At 45.9% G+C, this 12,219-nt stretch carries 10 protein-coding genes and 1 pseudogene; 8 read left to right on the plus strand and 3 right to left on the minus strand.

What is annotated here, in order from left to right:
- Nucleotides 1-273: 273 nt before the first annotated feature.
- From fsa to EJL91_RS24395, 4 genes are all read left to right on the plus strand, one after another.
- The gene (gene fsa / locus EJL91_RS24380; protein ID WP_125144580.1) at nucleotides 274-930 is read left to right on the plus strand and encodes a fructose-6-phosphate aldolase; all 657 of its coding nucleotides are present in this window, start codon (nucleotides 274-276) and stop codon (nucleotides 928-930) included.
- A gap of 32 nt (nucleotides 931-962) precedes the next feature.
- The gene (locus tag EJL91_RS24385) at nucleotides 963-1,856 is read left to right on the plus strand and encodes a transketolase (RefSeq protein WP_125144581.1); all 894 of its coding nucleotides are present in this window, start codon (nucleotides 963-965) and stop codon (nucleotides 1,854-1,856) included.
- Nucleotides 1,846-2,796 carry a transketolase family protein gene (locus EJL91_RS24390; protein ID WP_125144582.1) on the plus strand — a complete coding sequence of 317 codons (951 nt, stop codon included), beginning with the start codon at nucleotides 1,846-1,848 and terminating at the stop codon, nucleotides 2,794-2,796. Before EJL91_RS24385 ends, EJL91_RS24390 begins: the two co-directional genes overlap by 11 nt.
- A gap of 720 nt (nucleotides 2,797-3,516) precedes the next feature.
- Nucleotides 3,517-4,431 (plus strand): hypothetical protein, encoded by a 915-nt coding sequence (locus EJL91_RS24395; RefSeq protein ID WP_341467058.1) that lies wholly within the window; start codon nucleotides 3,517-3,519, stop codon nucleotides 4,429-4,431.
- Nucleotides 4,432-4,573: 142 nt separating this feature from the next.
- Here EJL91_RS24395 and EJL91_RS24400 read toward each other — a convergent pair whose 3' ends face one another.
- Nucleotides 4,574-5,461, minus strand: coding sequence for a DUF6282 family protein (locus tag EJL91_RS24400; protein ID WP_125144583.1), 888 nt, complete (start codon nucleotides 5,459-5,461; stop codon nucleotides 4,574-4,576).
- Between the two features lie 408 nt (nucleotides 5,462-5,869).
- Here EJL91_RS24400 and EJL91_RS24405 point away from each other — a divergent pair, with 408 nt between their 5' ends.
- Nucleotides 5,870-7,258, plus strand: a complete 1,389-nt coding sequence (locus tag EJL91_RS24405; RefSeq protein ID WP_125144584.1) for a sodium/glutamate symporter — start codon at nucleotides 5,870-5,872, stop codon at nucleotides 7,256-7,258.
- 210 nt (nucleotides 7,259-7,468) lie between these two features.
- Here EJL91_RS24405 and EJL91_RS24410 read toward each other — a convergent pair whose 3' ends face one another.
- Complete coding sequence (locus tag EJL91_RS24410) at nucleotides 7,469-8,329, minus strand: MurR/RpiR family transcriptional regulator (RefSeq protein WP_125144585.1); 861 nt, start codon at nucleotides 8,327-8,329, stop codon at nucleotides 7,469-7,471.
- Between the two features lie 219 nt (nucleotides 8,330-8,548).
- Here EJL91_RS24410 and EJL91_RS24415 point away from each other — a divergent pair, with 219 nt between their 5' ends.
- From EJL91_RS24415 to EJL91_RS24425, 3 genes are all read left to right on the plus strand, one after another.
- Nucleotides 8,549-9,547, plus strand: a complete 999-nt coding sequence (locus tag EJL91_RS24415) for an alpha/beta hydrolase (protein ID WP_279230065.1) — start codon at nucleotides 8,549-8,551, stop codon at nucleotides 9,545-9,547.
- Between the two features lie 117 nt (nucleotides 9,548-9,664).
- Entirely contained in the window at nucleotides 9,665-10,480 is an 816-nt protein-coding gene (locus EJL91_RS24420; protein WP_125144587.1) for a carbon-nitrogen hydrolase family protein, read from the plus strand.
- Nucleotides 10,481-10,502: 22 nt separating this feature from the next.
- Entirely contained in the window at nucleotides 10,503-12,050 is a 1,548-nt protein-coding gene (locus tag EJL91_RS24425; protein WP_125144588.1) for a BCCT family transporter, read from the plus strand.
- Here EJL91_RS24425 and EJL91_RS24810 read toward each other — a convergent pair.
- Nucleotides 12,016-12,219, minus strand: a pseudogene (locus EJL91_RS24810) (hypothetical protein); the annotation flags it as partial. The gene EJL91_RS24425 and the pseudogene EJL91_RS24810 sit on opposite strands and share 35 nt — an antisense overlap.

The following is a 12,219-nucleotide window of genomic DNA, read 5'->3' on the forward strand; positions in this document are numbered from 1 at the left end:
GGAATTTTTTCTCCTGGATTCCCCTCACGACATCCTACCAACCGGGACTGAAGACTCAAACACACCCTCCCACTCCCCCGTCCGCCGTCTTACAGAGGCGTCCTCACATCTCAACTAAATCCCCCATTTTTTAGGAATTTATTGAAATATGATTGCATATAGGGAAAAATATAGTAAAATATTGTGGTAGGCAAATGCTGCAATTCAGTCTGCGGCGAAACAAGCAGTAAACAGCAGCAAAATAAATATGGAGAATGAAAGGCGGAAGCAGAAATGAAATTTTTTATCGACACAGCGAATGTAGATGAAATCAGAGAAGCAAACGACATGGGAATTATCTGCGGCGTAACTACGAACCCATCCCTGATTGCAAAAGAGGGACGTGATTTTAATGAGGTTATAAAGGAGATCACAAGCATCGTAGACGGTCCGATTTCAGGCGAAGTTAAGGCTACTACGGTAAATGCTGAAGATATGATCGCAGAAGGCCGCGAGATTGCAAAGATCCATCCAAATATGGTAGTTAAAATTCCAATGACGGCAGAAGGTCTTAAGGCAGTTAAAGTGCTTTCTTCCGAAGGAATCAAGACAAATGTTACCCTGATTTTTACGGCGAACCAGGCTCTTCTTGCGGCAAGGGCAGGCGCATCTTATGTCTCCCCATTCCTTGGAAGACTGGATGACATTTCTACAAGCGGAACCGATCTCATCTATGATATTGTTCAGATTTTCGATAATTACCCGGAGATTTCCACTGAAATTATCTGCGCATCAACCAGACATCCTCTTCACATTACAGAGTGTGCCAAGGCCGGCGGAGATATCGCCACCGTTCCGTTCAAGGTTCTGATGCAGATGATAAAACATCCTCTGACCGATCAGGGAATTGAGAAATTTAAAGCCGATTATGAGGCTGTATTCGGCAAATAATTTAGGAATAAGCTCCAGGAAAGGAATCCGGAATGGAAATTTTAGAACTGAAGAAAAAAGCAAACGAGGTCCGCAAGGGAATCGTGACGGCTGTCCATGCAGCAAAGTCCGGCCATCCGGGCGGCTCCCTGTCTGCGGCAGATATTTTTACCTATCTCTATTTTGAGGAGATGAACATTGATCCCAAAGAACCGAAAAAGGCGGACCGTGATCGTTTTGTACTGTCCAAAGGCCACAATGCGCCGGGGCTTTATTCCGTGTTAGCCGAAAGAGGATATTTCCCCAAAGCGGATCTTTTAACACTCAGACATATCGGCTCCTACCTTCAGGGGCACCCGGACATGAAACATATTAACGGTGTGGATATGTCGAGCGGTTCCCTGGGACAGGGTATTTCCGCAGCGGCAGGCATGGCGGTGTCCGCTAAGATGAGCGGCGACTCTTATCACGTATACACTTTGCTTGGAGACGGAGAGATCCAGGAGGGACAGGTCTGGGAGGCGGCAATGTTTGCCGGACACAGAAAGCTGGATAATCTGACGGTTATCGTGGATAACAACAATCTTCAGATTGACGGTTCCATTGAAGACATCTGTTCCCCGTACCCGATTGACAAGAAATTTGAGGCATTCAATTTCCATGTAATCTGCGTGGAAAATGGAAACGACATGGAGCAGCTTAAGAAAGCGTTCGATGAGGCAAAGACGGTCAAAGGCATGCCGACGGCCATCATAGCAAATACGCTCAAAGGAAAAGGCGTATCCTTTATGGAAAACGTAGCTTCCTGGCACGGCAAAGCCCCGAATGACGAGGAATACGAAAAGGCCATGAAAGAACTCGAAGAGGCGGGAGCGGCTCTGGATGCTCCGGTTTCGGGCGGGGCGGCATCAAATCAGGAAAAGGCGGGTGGCGCAGATGGAAAATAAGAAGAAAATCGCAACCCGGGAAAGCTACGGTAATGCTCTGGCAGAACTGGGAAGGAAACATGAAGATCTGGTTGTACTGGACGCCGATCTTGCGGAGGCTACGAAGACGGCAATTTTTAAGAAGGAATTTCCGGAGCGTCATATTGACTGCGGAATCGCAGAGTGCAATATGATGGGAATTGCAGCAGGCATTGCAACGACGGGAAAGGTTCCGTTTGCCAGCACCTTTGCGATGTTTGCGGCAGGGAGGGCGTTTGAGCAGATCCGCAACTCCATCGGTTATCCGCATCTGAACGTCAAGATAGCGGCAACCCATGCCGGAATCTCCGTCGGTGAGGACGGGGCAACCCATCAGTGCAACGAGGATATCGCTCTGATGCGTACAATTCCGGGTATGGTGGTTGTAAATCCTTCCGATGATGTGGAGGCCAGGGCGGCAGTTGAGGCGGCCTATAGATATAACGGACCGGTTTACCTGCGCTTTGGACGTCTGGCGGTTCCGGTTATCAACGACAACGAAAACTACCGTTTTGAACTCGGAAGAGGCGTTGTTCTGAAACGCGGCAGGGATGTTACAATTGTGGCAACCGGCCTTTGCGTTTCGGCTGCCTTAGAGGCGGCGGAACTTTTGAAAGAGGACGGCATCAGTGCGGAGGTAATTAACATCCATACCATCAAGCCAATTGACGAGGAACTTTTAATCGGTTCGGCAGGAATGACCGGCAGAGTTGTGACCGTGGAGGAACATTCTATCATTGGAGGCCTCGGAAGTGCGGTATGTGATGTGCTTTCAGAGCAGTTCCCGGTGCCGGTTTATAAAATCGGTATCCGTGATACGTTCGGCGAATCAGGCCCGGCTCAGGATCTTCTTCGGAAATACGGTCTGGACGCCGAGGGAATCAGAACCCAGGTTGCTGAGTGGATGAAAATCAGAATGTAAAACCGGCAGCAGACAAAAATCTGCCGGGATGTTACAGATTCGAAGATACGGTAAGTATAAAGCGCAGTAATGTGCAAAGCTATAAGGGGATATGAGTATGAGGGGCGTCCTGAACACGGCGCTTTGAAACGCTTATGATATAAGGCGGCGAATCTTTGCCGCCAAATCAGGGCGGGATACGGCAGCAGGAAAAGAGCGCCGTATCCCGCCCTTTTTCATATCATAGGATTAACGTGTCTTTTGACACCTTAATCATCATAGGAAAGTGCTCCTATGATATAAACAGCCCTCCGGGCAGGATGCGCACTCGCGCGAAGATGTAATATGCCGCTATGCGGCCGCGCTCGGCGCGAGAGTCCGGCTGGCCGGACTCTTTATTGGGTAAAACGATCCGGGGTATGACGTTACTGACGGCAGAGAGCGGACTGAAACGCCATGATAATATAATTTTATCCGGTATCAATTGCCGGATAGAAAAATTGTTTTTCATGTGATATACTAAATCTAAAGCATAATATTTCTTAACATTTCAAGCGGTAAACCGCGTCTTAAGTCAATTCTTAAACTTAGATTTTCAGGAAATCTTGATGCTTTGCAGAACCCATTTATATCATGCAGAGAGGTTTCCGGAATATCGTTGAGCGGCGGAGGCCTCCTGCTGTTACAGAAGACGGTGTAAGGTTTGTAGACAACCTTTCAGCGTTACAAAGGAGGTACGGAATGAAAAAAATGCGGAACAGGGAAAACTTTGTAAGAGAGAGCGGGTATGGCACAGGAGCCAGACGAGCTTACAAGGCCAGGCTGTTTGAGATGATTTTCAGTGACAGAAAGGAACTGCTCGCACTGTATAATGCGGTAAACGGAACAGCATATGAGGATCCCGAGCAGTTAGAAGTTAATACGCTGGAAAATGCAATTTATATGTCGATGCGCAATGATCTTTCATTTATTATTGATTCAAGGCTGACACTGTATGAACATCAGTCAACATACAGCCCGAATCTTCCGCTGCGGTGCCTGATGTATGCGACGGATTTATATTCGGTGCTGACGAAAGAAGAGAATCTTTACGGAACAAAGCTCGTAAAGCTCCCTACTCCCCGGTTTGTTATTTTTTATAATGGGCGGAAGGAAATCAGCGATTTACAGGAGATGAAGTTGTCGGAAGCATTTACAGTGGCGGAAGAGGAATATTCATTGGAGCTGAGGGCGATCCTTCTCAATATCAATAAGGGACACAATGAGAGGCTTTTGACGGCCTGCAAAACCCTGGGGGATTATGCAGAGTATACGGAGCGCGTGAGAACCTATGCGGGGACGATGAGCCTTAAGAATGCAGTGGAGCTTGCGGTGGAAGAGTGTATCAGGGACAATGTGCTGGCAGAGTTCCTGAAAAACAATAGAGCGGAGGCGATGAAAGTGAGCATTTATGAGTATGACGAAGAGAAGACGATGAGACAGATGCGTGAGGAGGGGGTAAAAGAAGGCCGTGAGGAGGGTGAAAAGTCCTTTTCCATATTGGCCAAGAGATTGTTGGAAGATTCCCGTCAGGATGATCTCCTTAAAGCGGCGGACGACCGTGAATTCAGGGAAATGCTTTACCTGGAATACGGGGTGAAAGAGGAAGCTGAATAAGGCGGAGGAATATGTACAGGAAGTACAATGGCCGCCTGAGTATGATAGAAACAGCAATAGTATAAATGCTCCCAAAGCGTGTAATCAGCCTTGGGAGCATTTCCATTGGTGTGGGAATTGCCGGTAAAGCACATCCGGACTATCAGAGGGCAGTCCTGTTTACAATATATCCGGGGACAGTGCAGAGCATGGTTTTAATCTCCTGTCCGGTAAAACCTTCGCCCAGCAGTGTTTCAATAAAACGCAGCATTCCCTCAACGGGATGTTCGAAGCCGGCCTGTCCGCGGTCGGTGGCCAGATAGACACGGCCGGCGCCCACCTTTTTTATGTTGAATGCCATCTCCTGGGCGGAGACAGAGCCTTCGGCAATGTTGAGCCAGTTTTTTTCAATCAGCACACCGGTACCGGCCAGCTCTTTCTGAATATTTCCGGTGGATTTGGTGCGGTCCCATTCAGGGTGTGTCAGTATCATATTGACGCTGTACCGGCGGCCCTCCTTACATAAGGCATAGGATTCTTCCGAATTCAGATGGCCTGTTGCTAGGTAAGCGCCATATTTTTTTACAATCTCAAAAATCTCAAAAATTTCTTTCTTCAGTTTCCCGTTTTCTTCAAAAATTGTAATTCCTGGGCGTGCGAAAAAATCTCCCGGCATATCTCCATACTTCAGGCAATTTTCCGAATCTCTGGTGGGCATCCAGATAATCACGGCCCCCATTTTCAGCGAATTTTCAACTGCATAAGGGTTCAGGCCGCCGACCGGATGATTTAAAACCAGCCCACCGTATGCTTTGGCAGAACAGTGACTGTGAAGATTTACCAGTGCGGCTCTCGAGGCGGTACAGCCGTAATGGGCTTTAATCATGGCGCCGGCCATCCCGGCATCGGCAGCCTCCTGGATCAGTTCAAAGTCATCCAGGGCCCGGTGAAAGGCAGAGGGCTCAGTATGGGTGTGAAGATCATAACCGCCTTTAATGAGTTCTTTGGATTGTTGACGATATGAATCCGAAATAAAGTATGAACGTTCCATAATGCCTCCTTGTGGAAATATTATTCTTTTTTGATTAAATAGATGATATCATCTTTTTTATAATTAGTAAATATTAAATATAAAAAATAAAGAAAAAATAATCTGTATTAAAGATGCTATACGCTTTAATACAATGGAACAAACGAAAAAAATAAAAATATTTTGTTTATATAAAATATTAAACAGTTTTAAAGAGCGTAAAAGATAAAAAATGCCGTTTTATAAAGAAGTTTAGATGCTTTTATTGGGAAAAATAGACAAATTAAGAATGAAAAATTCTATAAAAAGGAACAAAGATATTCTTTTTGGATATAAAAGGTTGAAATATTCTTATTCGGGATATATAATCGATTTAATTGATTAATCGGTTAATTGAATGAGCAAAAACTAAGAGGAGGTTTTTAAAAGATGAATTTTGATCCGTATTCCATGTTGATTGATTTCTGCCTGATATCGGTCTTTCTGTTTCTGGCACAGATGATGAGAAGCAAAATAAAGTTTTTCCAGAATTTTTATATCCCGTCATCTCTTATTGCGGGTTTTTTGGCCCTGTTTTGCGGAGAACAGTTTATAAATATTGTGCCCTTCAGCAGCCAGACAGGTTCCTATGCATACCTGCTGGTGTGTGTATTGTTTGCAGGACTATTCCTAGGAAAAACAGAGAAACTCAATTTAAAGAAAATTGTAGCAAAGGTGGGGGATACATTTCTTATCAACATGTCAAGTGAAGTTGTCTGCTTCGGAATTGCATGTCTGATTGGCGGCGCTTTGATGATGGTGTTGTTCCCTTCCACTTTTAATCAGATCTGTGTACTTCTTCCGGCCGGATTCATGGGGGGACATGGTTATGCGGCGGCGATTGGAGGAACTTTAAACGGACTCCTTGGACGTGAGGACTGCGTTATTATCGGACAGACATTTGCAACCCTGGGACTTTTGTCGGGAATCTTTGGGGGGATTATCTGTATTAACTATGCAACAAGAAAAGGCGCGACAAGATTAATTAAAAATATCGGTTCACTGCCCCAGGAATGCAAAACGGGTATGATACCGGAAGAAAAAAGGACTTCCATGGGTGATGAGACAATACATCCGATGGCAATGGATCCGCTGGCCTGGCATGTGGCATTAATTCTGATGGCTACCGGAATCGGATACGGCGCCTACCAGTTATATAAACCGTATATGCCTAATATTGAGGTTCCGATGATGTGCCTTACAATGCTGGCCGGAGTTGCGATTCAGACGCTCCTCAACAAAATAGGATACGGAAATTATGTTGACAAAAAAATCGTAGACAGAATCGGCAGCGGTGTCACCGATTATCTGGTGGCATTTGGAATAGCAACAATTAAAATGTCGGTTGTACTTGAATATATTGGGCCGATTATTGTGCTTTGCATCATAGGAATCGCCTGGCCATGTATTCTCGTATTCTTTGTGGGAAGAAAACTGTTCAGAAACTTCTGGTTTGAACGCTCCATTTTCATATTCGGATATATCACCGGTGTCGTAGCAATCGGTGTAACCCTCCTTCGTATTGTTGATCCGGAGATGAAGAGCGGAACTCTGGATGATTTTGGAACGGCATATACGCTTCAATCTATCGTTGAACTGTTTATCGTAACCATGGTGCCTGTATTTGCGGTTCAGGTAGGGACCCTTCCGGTGGGAGCGGTACTGACGGCGATTGGAATCGGAATGCTTTTGCTTTGCAAGCTGAGGTATGGCAGTTATAATATGCCGATGGATCAGCTCAGAGCCGGTGAAGCGGAAATTATCGCTGAATTGAAATAAAACGTTAAGGTATAATCAGTCTGCCGTAAAGGTACATAGCCTGCGATCAGCTGGGCGCCAGCGGAGAATTATGCACAGATCAGACCCTGATAAAAATCAACGGAGGGCATACCGTTCAGCTTTATCATTAAGCTGCAGGCGGTATGCCCTCCGTTTTATAGCCGCAGGCCGTGCAGAGAAGGCACGGCCTGTCCTTATAAGAAGATTTATTTATCGGATAAAGATATCGACCTTTTCCAACTCTGTTTCCAGTTCCTCGAGTATCTTCATGGAATCCGGTCCCAGCCGGCGGACGAGTCCTGCGGTAAGAGCTTCCGCGATAAACATAAAAGGAAGGATCCCGCAGCCTGCATTTACCGAGTTGGTATCAATCATGATATCGGCATACCGTGCAATCGGATTGAGGGAGGTATTGGTAATCAGGATAATCGGTATGCCTCTGTCCCTGCATACGGCTGAGGCGTCGATGGTGCGCTTCGTACAGGGCCAGGCGGAGAAGATAACAATCACATCCTCTTCCGGTGTCAGGCGGAAAATTTTATCGTATAAAAATTCGCTTTCATCGCTGAGCTGCCTTACATGGGGATAGAAACGGTCGATCGCAGATTCAAGATAAAGCGAAGCTGTCCGGGAAGAGCGCAGGCCAAGTAAATTAATACGGGAGCTTTGCATCATAAGGGAGAGGGCTTTATCGATTTGTTCAATGTTCTTGGGCGTTATAAAGTTTTCAACTGTATGGGTGGTGTCAAACCAGAGCGTGTGTAAAATATCGGAATCCGAGTGGCTGGCTACGGTTTGAAAGCTGTTTTTAATTCCTATATAGGAAGAGGCATTATTTTTCAGGGAGACATTAAGCAGTGCGCGGCGAAAATCGCTGTAGCTGTCAAAATGAAGTGTTTTTACGAGACGCATCACAGTGGTAGGCCCCACACCGGAATGTTCCGCCAGTTCCGCCACCGTCATCATTCCTGCATCTATATAATTTAAAACAATGAAATTGCATAAGGTTCTCTGCTTTTTAGGCAGTACATCTTTGATTTGAGTGATTGTGTCGATGATATTATTTTCCATAATCAATACCTCCATTGGATATTCTTGTGTTTATTATACGGCTGGGATAAAACGGTGTCAAATGATTATGAATTAAAACAAAATTAATTTTATTAAAAAAAAGAATTTCAAATTTATTTATGTATAAAATGAACAAAAAAGATTATTTAATTTGTTAAAAAGGATGAAAAACAAATATTTAAAATAAAAAGGTTGAAATATTCTTTTATAGGGTGTATAGTGTTGTTACAGCAAAGAAATAAAGAAATCAAGAAAACATATCATGAGAAAAATCAAAAAGGAGAGAAAGTTATGAAAACAAGAGATGTAGTATTTTACAGTGAAGGCGACAAGATGGTGGGAACTGTTTATCTTCCCGATGACTATAAGGAGGGAGAGAAGAGGCCGTGTATCATTGCCAACTCCGGCTGGACAGGACTGAATATGGTATATCCCGCCTTATTCTCAAGAGCGATGACCGCGAGAGGATATGTCTGCATGGGATTTGATTACCGCGGATTTAAACCGAGTGAGGGAACCGAGAAATACACGACCCTGGAAAGAGAAGTGGAAGATATTGCGGCAGCGGTAAACTTCATGAAGGCACAGCCGGAAATTGATCCGAAGAGAATCGGTTTAATCGGCTGGGGCGTAGGCGGAGCTGTCTGCGTGGAAGTTACGGCAAGAGAAGAGGCGGTCAAGGCCGTTGCCACCCTGAATTCTTTTGTAAACGGCGTACGCTGGATGCGAATGGGTATGGGAAATGATAAGTACAACAAGATGCTGAGGGCTCTTGAGCAGGATAAGATTACACGTGCCACGACAGGAGATCTGGTGTTGAGACATCCTTACGAGTTCTATCCAAACATTGATGAGAGCGGAGATTTCTACGTAGATCAGACCCTGAAAAAAATCAACGGAGGCGTTTCCGAGCAGGCTAATGAGGCGAATGGAGAGGAATTCCCAACTCCGATGTCCAGTGCATATGCAGAATCCTTTATCCGCTTTAACATAGAAGCCACACTTCCGAAACTGGCGCCGAAGGCAGTTTTTGTAGGCCACGGAAGATACAATGAGCTTCACGACAAGATCGAGGCGGAAGAGGCATACCGCCTTGCAAATGAGCCGAAGGAGCTTTACTATGTAGAAGGTAAACACAACGAGTGGATGTTTGACGGGGATCCAAAATTCGAGGCACTGGCAGATGCGTTAGCTGAATTCTTCAAAAAATATTTATAGTAAATAGAAAGAAGAAATCAATGAAGTAATAAAAGATGTCATAAGTTTTTTGGCGGATTTTAAAACAGGAGACCGGATCACCCGGTCTCCTGGCTCATAAAAGAGGAGGGGAAAAGGGTGAAACAATATAAGCTGGCAATGGTTCAGATGGACTGTGATTTTCTGGATAAGGAAGCAAACATAGAAAAGGCTTCCCGGATGGTCAGGGAGGCAGCTGCAAACGGAGCGTCGTTAGTTTGTCTGCCGGAGGCGTTTAATACAGGATATCTGGGAACCGATATTCCGGCCATGAAGGAAATGGCGGAAACGCTGGAGGGGCCGTCTGTTACGCGGATGCGGAAACTGGCCGCAGAGCTTAAAATCTATCTTGTGGCGCCGATTATATTCGCGGCAGATAACGGGGAAGTTGAAAATACGGCTGTTCTGATAAATGACGAGGGAAACATAGAAGGAACTTATTCAAAGACTCATCCGGTAGGTGATGAGCGTACTTATTTCCAGCGGGGAAAGAAATATCCGGTCTGGGATACAAAACTTGGGAAAATCGGTATTGTGATTTGTTATGATGCATGCTTTCCGGAGACAAGCCGGATCCTTGCGCTTGAGGGAGCGGAACTGATGCTGGTTCCCGCCGCATGGAGAGCCAGCCATTATTTTAAAGAGTGGTGGGATTTGAATCTGGCCTGCCGCGCTCTTGACAATCTGTTCTATGTAGCGGCCGTGAACCGCTGCGGGCAGAGTGGGGAAGAAATATTTGCAGGAAAAAGTCAGGTTATCAGCCCGGTAGGGGAAGTGCTGGCAGCCTTTGGAGTAGAGGAAGAAGGTATTTTATATCAGGAAATCGATTTGGACAGGGTTGGCAAAGAACGCGATTTTAATACGGTTCTGATTGACCGTCATCCGGAAGATTACAATATCCTGTCGGCTCAATAGGGAGATGGAGGAGGAACGTTTCATGGAAAAGAATAAAAAGAGTACAATGCAGCTTCGGAAAATGACATTTTTTCCGCCATTCATACTGCTGCTTCTGATTGTTATTGTCAGCCTTGTGAGCAAGGATACATTTTTAAACCTGATTAATAACGTAAATAACTGGATTATTGCCAATGTGGGCTGGGTATTCAGCATTATCGCAGTGGGAACGGTTCTGGTAGCTATCGCAGCCGCTTTTTCAAAATTTGGAAATGTCAGGATAGGCGGCGAGGATGCCAAACCTGAGATATCTACATTTTCATGGTTTACTATTGCCCTGACGACAACGATGGCGGCAGGAGTTCTCTTCTGGGGACCCGCGGAGCCAATCGCACATTTCAGCGCGCCTCCTACGGAACTGACCGGAATCGCTCCCATGAGCAGCGAGGCCCTCAAGTTCTCCATGGAGACAATGTTCTTACACTGGACCTTTATTCCTTACGCAATCTATACGGTGCCTGCGGTTGTGTTCGGCTTTATGTATTATAATGCAAAGAGGCCATTCTCAATTACCTCTGAGATGGCTCCGGCACTGGGAAAATTTGCAGAAAATAAAAATACATCCAAGATTATCGACGCCATGACATTATTCTGTATCGGAGCAGGTATGGCGGGTTCACTGGGACAGGGTATTATGAATATGTCCGGCGGAATCGCCGAACTCACTGGTATCCCCAGCAATGCATCGATGTGGCTGATCGTTGCGGTTGTAATTGCGGCTATCTTTATTGCCACGGCGGTTTCCGGACTTCAGAAGGGCATCAAGCTCTGCGCCGATATTAACGTATACGGTTATGTTATTTTCCTGCTTTTCCTGTTATTCTTTGGCGCGACGGCGTTTGTATTTAACCTGGGAACAGAGGCGTTCGGCGGATTTATTGCCAACTTCTTTGAAAAATCCCTGCTGACGGGAGCTTCTGCCGACAGCCAGTGGCCGCAGTGGTGGACCACCTTCTACTGGGCAAGTTGGATGGCATGGGCGCCGACATCGGGAGCTTTCATGGGCCGTATCGCTTACGGAAGAACGGTAAAGCAGACGCTGGGGTTATACGTTGGCGTATGTGCACTGGTGAGTGCGCTCTGGATGATTCTCGTCGGTGGAAACTCATTATTTGCACAGGTCAGCGGAGCCGTTGATCTGGTTGGCGTATACAATAATGTTGGCGTGGAGGCAGTTCCCTATTCCATGCTGAGAAGTATGCCGTTCTCACAGATTATTATTCCATTGTTCCTGCTGCTCATCTTCTTATCCGTTGTAACGGCCTGCAATTCCAATATGACGGCTATGGCCGGTATCTCCACACAGGGAATTACACCGGACAGCCCGGAAGCGCCATCCTGGTTAAAAATTGCCTGGGGTATTATCGTTATGACACTTGCTTATATTATGATTGCAACGGTAGGCGTAAACGGAGTAAAGATCATTGCTAACTTTGGCGGTATGTTTGCCGGAATTATCATGCTGGGGACGACGGTAAGCTGTGCAATATTGATTTTCAACCATAAGAAGTATGATAAGACATTGAAATAAGGATTTGATTGAGAAATAAGGACGCCGCCGTCAGGCCAGGGGCCGGGGTGGTGAGGGGGATCGATGAGTCTTTCGTCCCGGGCGTCAGGGTATCGCGGGCGGGGAATCCGGGCAGAAAAAGTTCCTGCGGGAAACGCTTGCGCTCGTTGGAGTACATAATGGTACTAAC

This window comes from Clostridium transplantifaecale, from assembly GCF_900626075.1.
GTDB classification, from domain to species: Bacteria; Bacillota; Clostridia; order Lachnospirales; family Lachnospiraceae; genus Otoolea; species Otoolea transplantifaecalis.